17 protein-coding genes are annotated in these 14,934 nt (G+C 72.5%); 13 read left to right on the forward strand and 4 right to left on the reverse strand.

What is annotated here, in order from left to right; genetic code table 11:
* The 7 genes from AC2CJA_RS04155 to AC2CJA_RS04185 form a co-directional block, all read left to right on the forward strand.
* Nucleotides 1-880: ATP-binding cassette domain-containing protein (locus tag AC2CJA_RS04155; protein WP_484601279.1), on the forward strand; the 880-nt coding region annotated here is incomplete at its 5' end.
* On the forward strand, nucleotides 877-1,767 hold the full coding sequence (locus AC2CJA_RS04160) for an ECF transporter S component (RefSeq protein WP_484601280.1): 891 nt from the start codon (nucleotides 877-879) through the stop codon (nucleotides 1,765-1,767). The genes AC2CJA_RS04155 and AC2CJA_RS04160, both read left to right, overlap by 4 nt.
* 36 nt (nucleotides 1,768-1,803) lie before the next feature.
* On the forward strand, nucleotides 1,804-2,493 hold the full coding sequence (locus AC2CJA_RS04165) for a hypothetical protein (protein WP_484601281.1): 690 nt from the start codon (nucleotides 1,804-1,806) through the stop codon (nucleotides 2,491-2,493).
* Entirely contained in the window at nucleotides 2,490-3,071 is a 582-nt protein-coding gene (locus AC2CJA_RS04170) for a hypothetical protein (RefSeq protein ID WP_484601282.1), read from the forward strand. Before AC2CJA_RS04165 ends, AC2CJA_RS04170 begins: the two co-directional genes overlap by 4 nt.
* Before the next feature lie 170 nt (nucleotides 3,072-3,241).
* The gene (locus AC2CJA_RS04175) at nucleotides 3,242-3,574 is read left to right on the forward strand and encodes an antibiotic biosynthesis monooxygenase family protein (RefSeq protein ID WP_484601283.1); all 333 of its coding nucleotides are present in this window, start codon (nucleotides 3,242-3,244) and stop codon (nucleotides 3,572-3,574) included.
* Nucleotides 3,575-3,702: 128 nt separating this feature from the next.
* Nucleotides 3,703-4,476, forward strand: a complete 774-nt coding sequence (locus tag AC2CJA_RS04180) for a class I SAM-dependent methyltransferase (RefSeq protein ID WP_484601284.1) — start codon at nucleotides 3,703-3,705, stop codon at nucleotides 4,474-4,476.
* A 52-nt stretch (nucleotides 4,477-4,528) separates the two neighbouring features.
* Nucleotides 4,529-5,203, forward strand: coding sequence for a pirin family protein (locus AC2CJA_RS04185; protein ID WP_484601285.1), 675 nt, complete (start codon nucleotides 4,529-4,531; stop codon nucleotides 5,201-5,203).
* A 192-nt stretch (nucleotides 5,204-5,395) separates the two neighbouring features.
* Here the strand turns inward: AC2CJA_RS04185 and AC2CJA_RS04190 are convergent, their stop codons facing one another.
* Nucleotides 5,396-6,214, reverse strand: coding sequence for a serine hydrolase domain-containing protein (locus AC2CJA_RS04190; protein WP_484601286.1), 819 nt, complete (start codon nucleotides 6,212-6,214; stop codon nucleotides 5,396-5,398).
* A gap of 100 nt (nucleotides 6,215-6,314) precedes the next feature.
* Between AC2CJA_RS04190 and AC2CJA_RS04195 the strand changes: the two genes are divergently transcribed.
* Nucleotides 6,315-6,812 carry a MerR family transcriptional regulator gene (locus AC2CJA_RS04195; RefSeq protein WP_484601287.1) on the forward strand — a complete coding sequence of 166 codons (498 nt, stop codon included), beginning with the start codon at nucleotides 6,315-6,317 and terminating at the stop codon, nucleotides 6,810-6,812.
* A gap of 67 nt (nucleotides 6,813-6,879) precedes the next feature.
* Here AC2CJA_RS04195 and AC2CJA_RS04200 read toward each other — a convergent pair whose 3' ends face one another.
* Nucleotides 6,880-7,779, reverse strand: coding sequence for a DUF4429 domain-containing protein (locus AC2CJA_RS04200; RefSeq protein WP_484601288.1), 900 nt, complete (start codon nucleotides 7,777-7,779; stop codon nucleotides 6,880-6,882).
* A 308-nt stretch (nucleotides 7,780-8,087) separates the two neighbouring features.
* Here AC2CJA_RS04200 and AC2CJA_RS04205 point away from each other — a divergent pair, with 308 nt between their 5' ends.
* The gene (locus tag AC2CJA_RS04205) at nucleotides 8,088-8,573 is read left to right on the forward strand and encodes a peptidase inhibitor family I36 protein (protein ID WP_484601289.1); all 486 of its coding nucleotides are present in this window, start codon (nucleotides 8,088-8,090) and stop codon (nucleotides 8,571-8,573) included.
* On the opposite strand, the gene AC2CJA_RS04210 is transcribed toward AC2CJA_RS04205, so the two are convergent.
* The gene (locus AC2CJA_RS04210) at nucleotides 8,554-9,375 is read right to left on the reverse strand and encodes a potassium channel family protein (protein ID WP_484601290.1); all 822 of its coding nucleotides are present in this window, start codon (nucleotides 9,373-9,375) and stop codon (nucleotides 8,554-8,556) included. The two genes, AC2CJA_RS04205 and AC2CJA_RS04210, sit on opposite strands and share 20 nt — an antisense overlap.
* 59 nt (nucleotides 9,376-9,434) lie before the next feature.
* Between AC2CJA_RS04210 and AC2CJA_RS04215 the strand changes: the two genes are divergently transcribed.
* Nucleotides 9,435-9,725: a hypothetical protein gene (locus AC2CJA_RS04215; RefSeq protein ID WP_484601291.1), complete on the forward strand. Its 291-nt coding sequence runs from the start codon at nucleotides 9,435-9,437 to the stop codon at nucleotides 9,723-9,725.
* 208 nt (nucleotides 9,726-9,933) lie between these two features.
* Here AC2CJA_RS04215 and aceE read toward each other — a convergent pair whose 3' ends face one another.
* Nucleotides 9,934-12,666, reverse strand: a complete 2,733-nt coding sequence (gene aceE / locus AC2CJA_RS04220) for a pyruvate dehydrogenase (acetyl-transferring), homodimeric type (protein ID WP_484601292.1) — start codon at nucleotides 12,664-12,666, stop codon at nucleotides 9,934-9,936.
* 420 nt (nucleotides 12,667-13,086) lie between these two features.
* Here aceE and AC2CJA_RS04225 point away from each other — a divergent pair, with 420 nt between their 5' ends.
* From AC2CJA_RS04225 to AC2CJA_RS04235, 3 genes are all read left to right on the forward strand, one after another.
* A complete protein-coding gene (locus tag AC2CJA_RS04225; protein ID WP_093654740.1) occupies nucleotides 13,087-13,527 on the forward strand; it encodes a DUF3052 domain-containing protein in 441 nt (146 codons plus the stop codon).
* 208 nt (nucleotides 13,528-13,735) lie between these two features.
* Nucleotides 13,736-14,194, forward strand: coding sequence for a peroxiredoxin (locus AC2CJA_RS04230; protein ID WP_484601293.1), 459 nt, complete (start codon nucleotides 13,736-13,738; stop codon nucleotides 14,192-14,194).
* A gap of 104 nt (nucleotides 14,195-14,298) precedes the next feature.
* The gene (locus tag AC2CJA_RS04235) at nucleotides 14,299-14,874 is read left to right on the forward strand and encodes a TerD family protein (RefSeq protein WP_484601294.1); all 576 of its coding nucleotides are present in this window, start codon (nucleotides 14,299-14,301) and stop codon (nucleotides 14,872-14,874) included.
* Nucleotides 14,875-14,934 lie beyond the last annotated feature (60 nt).

Below are 14,934 nucleotides of genomic sequence, written 5' to 3' on the forward strand. Positions count from 1 at the left end.
CCGCAGGGCGGCCGGGCTGCGGGAGCGGCTGGACGCGCTGGAACCGCCCGCCGGACGCGCCGGGGCCGGTTCGCCGGACGAATCCGGCGGGCCCGGCGGCGAGCCGCTGGCCGAGGTCTCCTCGCTGTCCGTGCGCCGTGGCCGGATCACCGCCCTGGAGAAGGTGGACCTGACGGTGCGGCCGGGCGAGACGGTCGCGCTGATGGGCCGCAACGGCGCGGGCAAGTCCACCCTGCTGAACACCCTGGTCGGCATGTACGAGCCCGTGCGCGGCACCGTGCGCCTGGGCGGCGCGTCCGGTGCCGTGCCGCACCGCACCCGGCCCTCCGAACTGCTGCGCCGCGTCGGGCTGGTGCCGCAGGACCCGCGCGACCTGCTGTACGCGGACACCGTCGCCGCCGAGTGCGCCGGCGCGGACCGCGACGCGGGCGCCGGGGCGGGCACCTGCCGCGCCCTGGTCTCCGCCCTGTTGCCGGACGTCCACGACGGCACCCATCCGCGCGATCTGTCCGAGGGCCAGCGCCTGGCCCTGGCGCTCGCCGTCGTCCTCACCGCCTCCCCTCCCCTGCTGCTCCTGGACGAGCCGACACGCGGCCTGGACTACGCGGCCAAGGAGCGGCTGACCGGTGTACTGCGCGCGCTGGCGGACGAGGGCCACGCCGTCGTCCTGGCCACCCACGACGTGGAACTCGCCGCCGAACTCGCCCGCAGGGTGGTGATCCTGGCCGACGGCGAGGTCGTCGCGGACGGCCCGAGCGCCGAGGTCGTCACCTCCTCCCCCGCCTTCGCCCCGCAGACCGCGAAGGTCCTCGCCCCCCGGCGCTGGCTCACGGTCGGCCAGGTGCGGGCCGCGCTGGAGGAAGCGGGGGTGGGCGTGTGACCGGCACGCCGGGCGCCGCCGGCCCCGGGCGGAGCGGACAGGCCGACCGCCAGGTGCGCGCCGTGCGGATCGGGCCGCGCTCCGCCGCTGCCCTGGGCATCGTCTCGGCCGTCGGCGTGGCGGCCTTCGGCTGGCCGCTGCTGGCCGACTCCGCCTCCGGACTGGCCCACTCCGGGGACGCGCCCTGGCTGTTCGCCGCGCTGCTGCCGTTGCTGCTGGCCGTGGCGGTGGCGGCCGTCGCCGACACCGGGCTGGACGCCAAGGCCGTCGCGATGCTCGGCGTGCTGGCCGCCGCGGGCGCCGCGCTGCGCCCGCTGGGGGCGGGCACGGCGGGCCTGGAACCGATGTTCTTCCTGATGGTGCTCTCCGGCCGGGTGCTGGGGCCGGGCTTCGGGTTCGTCCTGGGCGCGGTGTCGATGTTCGCCTCGGCGCTGCTGACCGGCGGGGTCGGGCCGTGGCTGCCGTTCCAGATGCTGTCGATGGGCTGGGTGGCGATGGGCGCGGGCCTGCTGCCCGGCCCCCACAGTCTGCGCGGGCGGCGGGAGTTGGCGCTGCTCGCCGTGTACGGGGCTGTCGCCTCGGTGCTGTACGGCGTGGTGATGAACCTCCAGGGCTGGCCGTTCATCGGCGGGCTGGCCAGCGGGATCTCCCATGTCCCCGGGGACCCGCTGGAGGTGAAGCTGGCCAAGTTCACCGCCTACGTCCTGGCCACCTCCCTGGGCTGGGACCTGCCCCGCGCCCTGCTGACCGTGGTGCTCACCCTCACCGTGGGCGGCGCGGTGCTGCGGGCGCTGCGCCGCGCCACGCGGCGGGCGGCCTTCGACGCCCCGGCGTCCTTCACCGGTGCCCCGTTTGCGCGCGGCGAGGGCGGCAACGCGGAGAGTTGACAGCCCGAGCAAGGGGACACTCGTGGAAGGCGGGCCATGTCCACAGGTTTGATCATCACAGTGATCGTGGCGGCGGTCGTCGTCCTCGCGATCGCTCTGCTCCTCACCAGGCGCGGCAGCGGACCGCACTCCGTCAAGCGCCGGTTCGGCCCCGAGTACGAGCGGACCGTCGCCCAGCACAACGGCGACACCAAGGCCGCCGAGCAGGAGCTGCGTGAGCGGCTCCGGCGCCACGGCGAGCTGCGGACGAAGCCGCTGGCCGCGCGGGAGCGCGAGGAGTACGAGGCCCAGTGGGCCACCGTCCAGGAGCGGTTCGTCGACGCGCCGGTGGAGGCGGTCGTCTCCGCCGACCGGCTGCTGAGCCGGCTGGCCGAGGCGCGCGGCTTCCCCGGCGGCGGATACGACGAGCAGGTCTCCGCACTCTCCGTGCACCATCCCCGGCGCGTCCAGGGCTACCGCGAGGTGCACGCCGTGGCCGTGCTGGCCCGTGAGGGCCAGGCCGACACCGAGCGGCTGCGCGAGGCGCTGGTACACGCCCGCGCTCTGTACGAGGAGCTGATGGAGCGCTCCGCGCACGACTCCCACGGCGGGCGGCACGAGCACGGCCGCGAGCACGAGCACGAGCACACGGGCGGTTCCGGATCGCGGGACCACGGCCGTCTCTCCGAGCGGCTGCACCTGCCCGGAGCGGTGCGCCGCCACGACACCTCCGGAGGCAGGGCATGAGCACGAACGGACACATCCCATCGGAACGCCGGGCCCCGCTGGCCGACCGCGCCGGCCGGCCCGAATGGACGGACGACGCGCCCCCGGCCGACCGGACGGAGCCGGTGGCGGCTGTGGAGCCGGTGGAGCCGGCCGGGGCCGCCGACCGGGGGAACGGCCAGGCGCCGTCCGCCTCCTCCCGGGACACGCCGCCCGAGCCGCTCGGGAAGAGCGCCGTTCCGGCCGCCGGAACGGCGGTGGGGACGGGACCGGGACCGGGAACGCACGGGGAGGCGAACGGACACCGCCCGGAGGGCGGAGGCGGCGGCAACGGCCTGCTGTCCCCCGAGGAGCGCGAGCGGTTCGGCAGGCGACTGCACGACGCGGTCACGGGTTTCGTCGACGGGCCGCGGCGCTCGGTCGAGGAGGCGGACGCCGTGTTCGAGGAGATCTCCCGCCGCATCGCCGAGGTGCTCACCGAACACCACCGCAGGCTGCGCGAGCCCTGGCACGGCGAGGACTCCGCCGAGCACACGGAGGAGCTGCGCAGGACGCTGCGGGAGTACCGCGACGCCGCGGACCGGCTTCTGCGGCTCTGACCCCAGGAGTGCGTCCCGAGGACGGCGCACGGCAGACGGACACACGGCCGTACGGCGTGCAGGGCACGCCTCACCGGCCGCACCCGGCACATTCGCCGCACAGCACCGCAAGCCGGAACGATCGCCGTGCCGCGGTTCCCGGGGCCCGCGGCGGGAGGCACGATGAGGGCATGAGCATCGTGAAGATCAACGTTCTGACCGTCCCCGACGAGCAGCGGGAGGAACTCGAGCGGCGGTTCGCCTCCCGGGCCGGGGCGGTGGAGTCCTCCGACGGTTTCGAGTGGTTCGAACTGCTCCGGCCCGTGGAGGGGACCGACCGCTACCTCGTCTACACCCGCTGGCGCGACGAGGCCGCGTTCCGGGCCTGGATGTCGGGCCCGATGAAGTCGGCACACCAGGGCGGCGGCAGCGGCGCGGACCGGCGCCCGGCCGCGTCCGACTCCACCGTCTGGTCCTTCGAGGTCGTCCAGCAGGCGGCTCCGAAGCCCGGAGGGGAGGGCTGACACAACCGGTCCCCGGGGGGGCGGGCGGGGGGGGGGGGGCGGGGGGGCCCGCCCCCCCCCCCCCCCCCCCCCGATGGTGCCCGGGGCGCTTCGGGCATACGTTCCCCGCAGGGAGAGAGGGGCGCGGTATGGACCGGGGCATCCGCACGGTGGAGGACGTACTGAGGTTGCTGGACGGGCTGTTCGCCCCGGAGGCGGACCGGTGGACGGCCGGCGCCGCCCCCTGGTGGGACGGCTTCTACGCGGACCGCTCGAAACCGGTGCCGTTCTTCGCGGCGAAACCGGACGAGAGCCTGGTCTCGTATCTCGAGCGCGGTCTGATCGCCCCGGGCCGGGCCCTCGACCTGGGCTGCGGGCCGGGCCGCAACGCCCTTCACCTGGCCTCCGCCGGATTCGAGGTGGACGCCGTCGACCTCTCCCCGCGGGCCCTCGCCTGGGCCGGGGAGCGGGCCCGCGAGGCGGGAGCGGAGATACGGTTCCACCTCGGGGACGCCTTCGCCCTCACCGGGCATGAACTCCCCGGCCCCTACGGTCTGGTCCACGACTCCGGCTGCTTCCACCATCTGCCGCCGCACCGCCGCGTCAGTTATCTCGCCCTGGCCGAGCGCGTCCTGGCCCCCGGCGGCCACCTCGCGCTCACCTGCTTCGCGGCAGGGCCCGGGGGGATGGGCTGCGAACTGCCCGACGCCGAGCTGTACCGCCCCTCCGGTCCATCCGGTCCCTCCGCCCCGTCCGTTCCGCCGGGCCTCCACGGCGGTCTGGCCTACACGCCGCGGTCGCTGCGCCGGATCTTCTCCGGGCTGGCGGAGGTCGAGCTGCGCCGCATGCGCGACGAACCGCCCGACTCCCCCCACTTCGGCGAGCCCTTCCTCTGGACGGCCCTGTTCCGCCGGGAGGTGTGAGGGGCGTACGGCCGTCGTGTGGGATGTCAGGCCGTCCGCGTACCGTGGAGGAATGCTGCACATATGGCGCGATGCGGACCGTTATCGGGGCGGAGAACCGGCCGCCGGCATCGAGACACGGCACTCCTTCTCCTTCTCCGGCTTCTACGACCCGTCCAACACGCGCTTCGGACTGCTGGTCGCCTGCAACGAGGAACGGCTCGCACCGGGCGCGGGCTTCGCCGAGCACCCGCACGCGGACGTGGAGATCGTCTCGTGGGTGGTCGAGGGCGAGCTGACCCACGAGGACTCGGCCGGCCGCCGTGTGACCGTGCGGCCCGGGGACGTGCAGCGGCTGAGCGCGGGGCGCGGCATCCGGCACGTGGAGCGCAACGCGGGTGGCGAGCCGCTGCGGTTCGTACAGATGTGGCTGGTGCCGGGGGTGTTCGGGGGCGAGGCGGAGTACGAGGTCGTACGCGGCATAGCCGACGGCACCCCCTACGCCCTGGCCCGCGCCGACGCGGTGCTGCACGTGCGGCGGCTGGGCGCGGGGGAGCGCACCGCGGTGCCGGACGCGCCGTGGGTGTACGTGCACGTGGTGCGCGGCGGGCTGCGCCTGGGCGGTGAGCCGCTGGAGGCGGGTGACGCGGCGCGGATCACGGGCGCGCGGGGGCTGGAGGCGTCCGGGAGCGATGCCGGGGCCGAGGCGCTGATCTGGGAGATGCACTCCGAGCCGTCCTACGGCTGAGGCGGACGGACCCGGGCCGCCACCGCTGTCCCGGCCCTCTTCGGTCTCCAGCGCCCGTACGCCGGCGAGGCCGGGGTCCTGTCACCGCGTCCACCGCCCGCTCCGCGCGCTGCGGGTGCGGGTCTGGGAGGTGCCGTCGAGTCCGGCCTCGCTCCGGGCCGCCCGTCCGCGGCGGTCGGGCGGGCGCCGGCCTCAGTTCCCGCGCAGCTCGGCCAGCACCGCGTCGGTGAACGGCGGCCACGCCTCGATCGCCCAGGGGCCGAACGCCCGGTCCGCCAGGGCCACACAGGCGGCGCCCGCCTCCGGATCCACCCACAGGAACGTACCGGCCTGCCCGAAGTGGCCGAAAGTGCGCGGTGAGGAGGAGGCGCCCGTCCAGTGCGGGGACTTGCCGTCGCGGATCTCGAAGCCCAGGCCCCAGTCGTTGGGCTTCTGGTTGCCGTAGCCGGGCAGAACGCCGGGGAGACCGGGGAAGACCGGGGACGTGGCCTCGGCGACGGTGCGCGGATCCAGCAGGCGCGGGGCCTGGATCTCGGCGGCGAAGCGGACCAGGTCGGCCGGGGTGGAGACGCCGTCCTTGGCCGGGGAGCCCGGCAGATCGGTGGCCGCCATGCCCAGGGGGACGAGGACGGCCTGGCGCAGATACTCGGGGAAGGCGATGCCGGTGGCCCTGGTTATGTGGTCGCCGAGCACCTCGAAGCCGGTGTTGGAGTAGATCCGGCGGGCGCCCGCGGCGGCCGTCGTGCGGTGCTCGTCGAAGGCCAGGCCGGAGGTATGGGCGAGCAGGTGCCGCACCGTCGAGCCCTCGGGACCGGCCGGCTCGTCCAGCTCGATCGCGCCCTCCTCGACGGCGATCAGCGCCGCGTACGCCGCCAGCGGCTTGGTGACCGAGGCGAGCGCGAAGCGGTGATCGGCGGGGCCGTGCGTTCCGGCCACCGTGCCGTCGGCGCGTACGACGGCGGCCGCCGCCGTCGTGACCGGCCAGTTCTCGATCGTGCGCAGGCTGTCCATGTCCCTGAGCCTAACGTGGGGTACGGCGGGCCGGGGTGGCGGGATTTCGCTCCTGCCGTCCGCTTGCCTGGAGCGCACTCGAACTCCGTAGCGTTCACCCATGACCGTGACGCGGACACAGGTGCGGACAGGGACGGACACGGACGCCGGCGGGGAGGCCGGGGAACCGCGGACGGACGTGTGCGCGGCGGCCGAAGCGCCCCATCCGCGGCCGGACGGACAGGACCGCTACACGATCAGCGAGGTCGCCGCGATCACCGGTCTGAGCGCCCACACGCTGCGCTGGTACGAGCGGATCGGGCTGATGCCGCACATCGACCGCTCGCACACCGGGCAGCGCCGCTTCACCAACCGCGACCTGGACTGGCTGGCCTTCGTCGGCAAGCTGCGCCTGACGGGAATGCCGGTGGCGGACATGGTGCGCTACGCGGAACTGGTGCGCGCGGGCGACCACACCTTCGAGGATCGGCAGGAACTGCTGCGCGCGACCCGTGAGGACGTCAGGCGCCGGATCGAGGAGCTGCGGAGCACACTGGCGGTTCTCGACTTCAAGATCGATTTCTATGCGGACGCCCGGCGGGCGTCGGAGACATCCTGAAGGAACCGGATGGGGTGCGAGATGACCGGACGGACCGGGTGGTCCGGGCGGATCACCGCGGCGGGGCTCACAGCTCGGCGAGGAGCTCGGCCTTCTTCGTGCTGAACTCCTCGTCGGTGAGCAGCCCGGCCCCGTGCAGCTCGCCCAGGTGCCGGATGCGGTCGGCGATGTCGGCTGGAGCGGGCCGGGCCGTGGTGACCGGGTCCGCCGCGCTGGGGACGGGAGCCGCCGCCGTCTCCGGGACCGCGGCGGGTCCGGCGGCCCGTACCGCCTCCAGTACCGAGGCCGCCAGCGGCAGCGACTCGTGTACCAGGCCGTAGCCCAGGCCGAAGACGACGGCGGCCGGGTCCTGGTCGGCCTCCGGGCGCTCCCGGTCCTCCGTCTCGCCGCGGCGGACCAACCGCAGGTGGCCGCCCACGACCTCCGGCGAGCGCCACCGGACACCCTGCAACTCACCCACGGGGAACGACTGGTCGCCCGCCTTCCACTTCGCCGAGGAGGCTCCGGTCCAGAACCAGCGGAAGGACACCGTCCGGCCGTCGAAGGAGACCTTGCCGTCATACGCCTTGAACTGCAGCGGAGCGGCGGGAGCGGCGACCAGGTGGCGGTCGGCCGGCTCCTGCGCCCGGGGACCGAGAACGGAGAGCAGCTCGCTGACCCGGGCGGCGGCCAGGGGCTCCTGCTCGGCGGGGAGCACCAGACGGTACGGGTCGCTGGTCTCCCTGAGCTGTCCTGCGGCGGCCTCCACCAGCGGATCGGCACCCGGGCGAGGCTCGGCGCGCAGCACGACCGTGCCCCGTCTGGTGCCGGGGGCCAGCTCGACGGACCTCAGCGCCTCGTAGGGGACGCGCCGCTCACCGAGTACGTGGAACAGCTTCGGAGTGCGGATGCCCCGTTCGAAGCGGATGAGCGCGGAGTCGGTGTCGAACTCCCAGGAGGAGTTAATTCCGGCCAGTACGTCACCCATACGGGTCATCGTATGGGTCGGCGCCCGGGTCCTCCTCACCAGCCGCGCCGCATACGTCACGCCTCGTCCACCCGGTGGTGGGCGACCGTACGGACGGCCGTCACGCCGGTTGTGCTTCCGTTGCCCGGTTCGAAGTGCCCGGTGCCTGCCCGATACGCGCCCGGAGCGGCGGAAATCTGTGGACGACCAGGCGGTTGTGGACAAACCCGTTACCCGTCCCGGTGAAACGGTCGGCCCGCCCTTGGCAGGCAGGCATGTCCGTGCCGAAGCTGATCGCACAGCGACCGACACACGGGGGAGAGACCCACATGCGTCACATTCACCGCACTCATCACGCGCACCGCACCCACCGCATCCACAGCGCCCGCGGCGCCGCGGGCGCCCACCGCATCCGTACGCACCGCGACCGAGGGTTCCGCCGGGCCGCGCTGTCCGCTGCCCTGGCGGCGGTCGCCACACTGCTCACGGTCCTGACACCGCAGACGGCCGTGTCGGCGGCAGCACCGGCACCGCGCCTGGGGGAGTGCGCGGCCGGGGAGCTGTGCCTGTGGGAGCGCACGGACTTCAAGGGGCCGCGCCGCACCCACGAACTGGCGGACACCGACATCGAGAGCTGTGCGCCGCTGCCACGGGGCGCTTCCGCCGCCTCGCTGGCCAACCGCACAGGACGGCCCGTCACGGCCTACCAGAGCGCGGAGTGCGCCGAGGCCGGCGAGTTCGACACCTACCCGTCGGGCAGCTGGGTGCCGCGGACGGACTACCGGGTGCGGGCTATCAAGATCTGGGAGAGCTGACGTGGTCCGCCCCGTCCGTCACCGCCCCGTCCGTCACCGTTCCGTCGCCGGGCCCGTCCGGGCCCGCGAGCCCGCCCCGCAGCTCCGCGACCTCCGCCCGCAGAGCGCGTACCTCGGCCGTCAGGCCCTCGATCGCCGCGGTCTGCTGCCGCTCCGCGGCGTCCTCCTCGTCGAACCGGGCGATGAACCAGGCGGCGATGTTGGCGGTGACCACACCGAGCAGAGCGATTCCGGAGAGCATCAGCCCGATGGCCAGCAGCCGGCCCAGGCCGGTGGTCGGCGCCAGATCGCCGTAACCCACCGTGGTCATGGTGGTGAAGGACCACCACACCGCGTCGCCGAGTGTCGTGATGTTGCCGTTCGGGGAGTTCCGTTCGACCTCCAGCACGGCCAGCGAGCCGAACACCAGCAACCCGAGGCAGGAGCCGGCGACATAGGTGGTCACCCGCACCCGGGAGGCCATCCGGGCCCGCTGCCCGACCAGCAGCAGGGCGGAGACCAGCCGCAGCAGTCGCAGCGGCTGGAGCAGCGGGAGCAGTACGGCCAGCAGCGCGAGGGGCTGGCTGCGCACGAAGGCCCACCGCCGCGGAGCCAGCCGGAACCGCACCGCGTAGTCCAGTGCGAACGCCGCCCAGACCCCCCACTCCACACCCTGGCACGCGTCCCGTACCCACGGGGCGAGATCCGTGCGCACGATCGGTACGGCATAGGCGACGGCGAAGAGGACCGACAACAACAGCAGTGGCCCCTGCGTCCGGCGTTCCCAGCGTTCTTTGGCCCGTATATCCGCCATGCCCGGCATCGTACGGGGGGCCCGGGGTATCCGAAGCCACAGGCCGGTCCGACGACCCTGGAGGGAAGATGACGGGCACGCGGTACTTCGAAGGCAAACGGCGCGGCGGCGGGGATCTCACCGGGGACGAGCGCTCGACGTTCGGCGTCATCGGCGCGGTCTGCGCGGTCGTCGGACTCTTCGTGATGGGCTTCGTACTCGGTCCCATCGCCATGGTCTGCGGCTGGCTGGCCATGGGCCGCCGCTGGAGCACCCGGTCGAAGGCTGCCGTGGTGGCCGTGGTCCTGGGTGCGCTGGACACCGTCTTCGGCCTGATATGGCTCTTCACCGCCTCCGGCTCATGGGGGCTGTGGCTGTGACGGCTGTGACGGCTGCGCCGACGCGTGGCGCGTGGTCTGCCGACACCCGATGTGCCGGTACGCGATGTGTTTCGGGGGGGGGGGGGGGGGCGGGGGGGGCGCGCGGCGGGGGCCGGGCGGGGCGGCCGGCCCGGGGGGCGCGCGCCCCCCCCCCCCCCCCCCCCCCAAAACACATCGGTGAGATCCGCGGTCACGTCCGCGGCTGAGGTCAGGCGTCGCCGCCCGCCGGGCCCGGGTCGGCGGCGGCCACATCGAGCAGCCGGTACCGGTCGATGGCCTGCTTGAGCACCGAGCGGTCCACCTTCCCCTCTCCGGCCAGCTCGGTGAGCACGCCCAGGACGATCGACTCGGCGTCGATGTGGAAGAAACGCCGGGCCGCACCGCGGGTGTCGGCGAAGCCGAAACCGTCCGCACCCAGCGACTGGTAACGGTTGGGCACCCAGCGGGCGATCTGGTCGGGTACCGAGCGCATCCAGTCCGAGACGGCCACCACCGGGCCCTCGGTCCCCTTGAGCTTGCGGGTCACGTACGGCACGCGCTGCTCCTCCTCCGGGTGCAGCAGGTTGTGCCGCTCGACCGAGACGGCCTCCCGGCGCAGCTCGTTCCACGAGGTCGCCGACCAGACGTCCGCCCGGACGTTCCAGTCCTCGGCGAGGATGCGCTGGGCCTCCACGGCCCAGGGCACGGCCACACCGGAGGCGAGGATCTGTGCCGGGATCGACCCGGCCTCGCCCTGCCGGTACCGGTACAGCCCCTTGACGATGCCCTCGGCGTCCACGCCCTCGGGCTCGGCGGGCTGCTTGATCGGCTCGTTGTAGACGGTCAGGTAGTAGAAGACGTCCTCGGCGTTCTCGCCGTACATCCGCCGCAGGCCGTCCTGCACGATGTGGGCGATCTCGAAGCCGAAGGCCGGGTCGTAGGCGACGCAGGCCGGGTTGGTCGAGGCCAGGAGCTGGGAATGGCCGTCGGCGTGCTGCAGCCCCTCACCCGTCAGCGTGGTGCGGCCGGCGGTGGCACCGAGCACGAAGCCGCGCGCGAGCTGGTCGGCCATCTGCCAGAACTGGTCACCGGTGCGCTGGAACCCGAACATCGAGTAGAAGACGTAGACCGGGATCAGCGGCTCGCCGTGGGTGGCGTGGGCCGAGCCGGCGGCGATCAGCGAGGCCGTGCACCCGGCCTCGGAGATGCCGTCGTGCAGCATCTGACCGTTGGGGGACTCCTTGTACGCCAGCAGCAGCTCGCGGTCCACCGACTCGTAGGTCTGGCCCAGCGGGTTGTAGATCTTGGCCGACGGGAAGAAGGAGTCCATTCCGAAGGTGCGGTACTCGTCGGGGGCGATCAGCACGAACCGCTTGCCGATCTCCTTGTCCCGCATCAGGTCCTTCAGCAGCCGCACGAACGCCATCGTGCTGGCGACCTGCTGCTGGCCGGAGCCCTTCTTCACCGTGGCGTAGGTCTTGTCGCCCGGTAGCACCAGCGGCTTGGAGCGGTCCACGCGCCTGGGCGTGAAGCCGTCCAGCTCGCGCCGCCGGTCGTGCATGTACTGGATCTCCTCCGAGTCCCGCCCCGGGTGGTAGTAGGGGGGCAGGCCGGACTCCAGCTCCTTGTCGGCGATCGGCAGGTGCAGCCGGTCGCGGAAGCGCTTGAGGTCCTCGACCGTCAGCTTCTTCATCTGGTGGGTGGCGTTGCGGCCCTCGAAGTTCGGGCCGAGCGTCCAGCCCTTGACCGTCTGCGCCAGGATCACCGTCGGCTGGCCCTTGTGCTCCCGGGCCGCCTTGTAGGCCGCGTACACCTTGCGGTGGTCGTGGCCGCCGCGTCCCAGGTGCAGGATCTGCTCGTCGGTCATGTTCTCGACCATCTTCCGCAGCCGGTGGTCGCCGCCGAAGAAGTGCTCGCGGATGTACGCGCCGGTTTCGGTGGCGTACGTCTGGAACTGGCCGTCGGGGGTGGTGTTCAGCTTGTTGACCAGCACGCCGTCGCGGTCCTGGGCCAGCAGCGGGTCCCAGGAGCGGTCCCAGATGACCTTGATCACGTTCCAGCCGGCGCCGCGGAAGGCCGACTCCAGCTCCTGGATGATCTTGCCGTTGCCGCGCACCGGGCCGTCGAGTCGCTGGAGGTTGCAGTTGACCACGAAGGTCAGGTTGTCCAGACCCTCGCGGGCGGCCAGGGAGAGCTGCCCCAGGGACTCGGGCTCGTCCATCTCGCCGTCGCCCAGGAAGGCCCACACATGGCAGTCGGAGGTGTCGGCAATCCCGCGCGCCTGCATGTAGCGGTTCATCCGGGCCTGGTAGATCGCCCCGATCGGACCGAGCCCCATGGAGACGGTCGGGAACTCCCAGAAGTCCGGCATCGACCGCGGGTGCGGGTAGCTGGACAGACCGTCGGGCGCCTTCGACTTCTCCTGGCGGAATCCGTCGAGCTGCGTCTCGGTGAGCCGGTCCAGCATGAAGGCGCGGGCGTAGATGCCGGGTGAGGCGTGGCCCTGGAAGAAGATCTGGTCGCCGCCGTCGCCGCCGTCCTTGCCGCGGAAGAAGTGGTTGAAGCCCACGTCGTACAGCGAGGCCGAGGAGGCGAAGGTGGCGATGTGGCCGCCCACCCCGATGCCCGGCCGCTGAGCGCGAGAGACCATCACGGCCGCGTTCCAGCGGGTCGCGTTGAGGATCTTGCGTTCGATCCCCTCGTTGCCGGGGAAGAACGGCTCGTCCTTGGTCGCGATGGTGTTGACGTAGTCCGTGCTGCGCATCTCCGGCACGGCCACACGCTTCTCGCGGGCGCGCTCGATGAGGCGGAGCATCAGGTAGCGGGCACGTTCCCGGCCCCGCTCGTCGACGGCGGCGTCGAGCGAGTCGAGCCATTCCCGGGTCTCCTCGGGATCGAAGTCCGGGACCTGGCTGGGAAGGCCACCAATGATGATCGGGTTGCGATCGGATCCGGAAGCCACGCTGTTCCTTCGCTGTTCGGTCTTGCTCTGCTGGGATGTCGCGCCGTCTCCCATCGTGTACCGCTGGGGCGGATACGTCATCTCTACCGAGGGGTAACCCCACTCCGTGAGACGCCCGGGTGCCCGGGCCGGTGCGGCCGGGGCGTGAGTCGGCCGAACGGCAACCCTACGCCCAAGAGGGCCGCGCCCCACGCACGGCCGTTCGACCCCGGCCTTATTCGTCATTGATTGGGGCAAAATAGGCGTACGGGCGTGCCGCGCACCACAGCGGTTCAGGCGGTGTGCGGCGACACGTCAACGTTTGGGCGGGATCAGCGGCCGGGTACTTGCGCGATCGGTCCAGCCCGTGTGGACTACGCCCATTGCTCCGCGCGCCCGCGCGGGCACCACCTACTTTCGAAAGATGACAGGAGGCAATCCGTGAGCGCGACCGCGGACCACGCGGAGGAGCGGACCAACCCCGCCGCAAGGCTGGGTTTCCAGCCCGGGCAGGTGGTCCAGGAGCTCGGTTACGACGACGACGCCGAGCAGGCCCTCCGCGAGGGAATCGAGGCCATCACGGGCCAGGAACTCGTCGACGAGGACTACGACGACATGGCCGACGCCGTGGTGCTGTGGTTCCGCGAGGATGACGGCGACCTGACGGACGCGCTGGTGGACGCCATCACGTTGGTCGAGGACGGTGCTCCGGTCTGGCTGATGACGCCGAAGACCGGACGGCCCGGGTACGTCGAGCCGAGCGAGATCGGCGAGGCGGCCCAGACCGCCGGACTGGCCCAGACCAGCACCGTCAACGCCGGCAAGGACTGGACCGGAAACCGCCTGGTCACCCCGAAGACCGCCCGCACCGGCAAACGGTGACCAGCCACTGACGGCTCCCGGCCCCCGAGGGCCGGGGGGGGGGGGGGGCGGCGGCCGGGGCGGCCGGCCCCCAGGGCCGCCCCCGGCCCCCCGGGGCCGGGCCCGCGCCCCGCCCCGCCCCCGGCCGTACGGGGGCTCGGCGCTCTTCGGAGGCCGTGGGGCCCTGCGTAGGGTGGAGGCGTCACCTACACCGAAGGGAAACACGTCCATGGCGATCGAGGTGGGCACCAAGGCCCCGGAGTTCGAACTGAGGAACCAGCACGGCGAGACCGTGCGGCTCGCGGACTTCAAGGGTGAGAAGAACGTCGTCCTGCTCTTCTACCCCTTCGCCTTCACCGGGGTGTGCACCGGTGAGCTGTGCGCCCTGCGCGACCAACTGCCCCGCTTCGTCAACGACGACGTCCAGCTCCTGGCCGTCTCGTGCGACTCTCCTTTCACGCTGCGCGTCTTCGCGGAGCGGGAGGGACTCGACTACCCGCTGCTGTCGGACTTCTGGCCGCACGGCGACACCGCCCGCGAGTACGGCGTCTTCGACGAGGAGAAAGGGTGCGCGGTGCGCGGGACCTTCATCATCGACAAGGAGGGCGTGGTGCGCTGGGCGGTGGTCAACGCGCTGCCCGACGCACGTGATCTGAACGAGTACGCCAAGGCTCTCGAAAGCCTGTAGGGCCGTACGGCGGCCGGGAACCGATCACTAGGATCGGCTCGTTATCGAACCGCATCCACGCAACGGGGGCACATCGTGCTCCTCATGACCAACCGGGAGGACTCGTGGGAGTCAGCCTCAGCAAGGGCGGCAACGTCTCGCTGACCAAGGAAGCCCCCAACCTGACCGCCGTGATCGTCGGTCTCGGCTGGGACGCCCGTACCACCACGGGTACGGACTTCGACCTGGACGCCAGCGCGCTGCTGACGAGCACCGAGGGGAAGGTCGTCTCCGACCAGCACTTCGTCTTCTTCAACAACCTCACCAGCCCCGACGGCTCCGTGGAGCACACCGGCGACAACCTCACCGGTGAGGGAGAGGGCGACGACGAGGTCATCAAGGTGAACCTCGCCGGGGTGCCCGCGGAGGTGTCCAGGATCGTCTTCCCGGTGTCGATCTACGAGGCCGAGACCCGTCAGCAGAGCTTCGGCCAGGTCCGCAACGCCTACATCCGCGTGGTGAACCAGGCCGACAACAAGGAACTGGCGCGCTACGACCTGAGCGAGGACGCCTCCACCGAGACCGCCATGGTCTTCGGGGAGCTCTACCGCCACGGCGCCGAGTGGAAGTTCCGGGCCATCGGCCAGGGCTACGCCTCCGGCCTGCGCGGCATCGCACAGGACTTCGGCGTGAACGTCTGAGACCTGCCGATCGTCTCCCGCCGCCGGTCGGTTGCACCCGATCCCGGCAGTCTCCGGCGC

The organism is Streptomyces sp. ATLC9 (assembly GCF_057196705.1).

Coding starts and splice junctions, on each gene's coding strand:
- AC2CJA_RS04165 (WP_484601281.1), top strand. CDS start 1,804: ATGTCCACAGGTTTGATCATCACAGTGATCGTGGCGGCGGTCGTCGTC.
- AC2CJA_RS04170 (WP_484601282.1), top strand. CDS start 2,490: ATGAGCACGAACGGACACATCCCATCGGAACGCCGGGCCCCGCTGGCC.
- AC2CJA_RS04175 (WP_484601283.1), top strand. CDS start 3,242: ATGAGCATCGTGAAGATCAACGTTCTGACCGTCCCCGACGAGCAGCGG.
- AC2CJA_RS04180 (WP_484601284.1), top strand. CDS start 3,703: ATGGACCGGGGCATCCGCACGGTGGAGGACGTACTGAGGTTGCTGGAC.
- AC2CJA_RS04185 (WP_484601285.1), top strand. CDS start 4,529: ATGCTGCACATATGGCGCGATGCGGACCGTTATCGGGGCGGAGAACCG.
- AC2CJA_RS04190 (WP_484601286.1), bottom strand. CDS start 6,214: ATGGACAGCCTGCGCACGATCGAGAACTGGCCGGTCACGACGGCGGCG.
- AC2CJA_RS04195 (WP_484601287.1), top strand. CDS start 6,315: ATGACCGTGACGCGGACACAGGTGCGGACAGGGACGGACACGGACGCC.
- AC2CJA_RS04200 (WP_484601288.1), bottom strand. CDS start 7,779: ATGGGTGACGTACTGGCCGGAATTAACTCCTCCTGGGAGTTCGACACC.
- AC2CJA_RS04205 (WP_484601289.1), top strand. CDS start 8,088: ATGCGTCACATTCACCGCACTCATCACGCGCACCGCACCCACCGCATC.
- AC2CJA_RS04210 (WP_484601290.1), bottom strand. CDS start 9,375: ATGCCGGGCATGGCGGATATACGGGCCAAAGAACGCTGGGAACGCCGG.
- AC2CJA_RS04215 (WP_484601291.1), top strand. CDS start 9,435: ATGACGGGCACGCGGTACTTCGAAGGCAAACGGCGCGGCGGCGGGGAT.
- AC2CJA_RS04230 (WP_484601293.1), top strand. CDS start 13,736: ATGGCGATCGAGGTGGGCACCAAGGCCCCGGAGTTCGAACTGAGGAAC.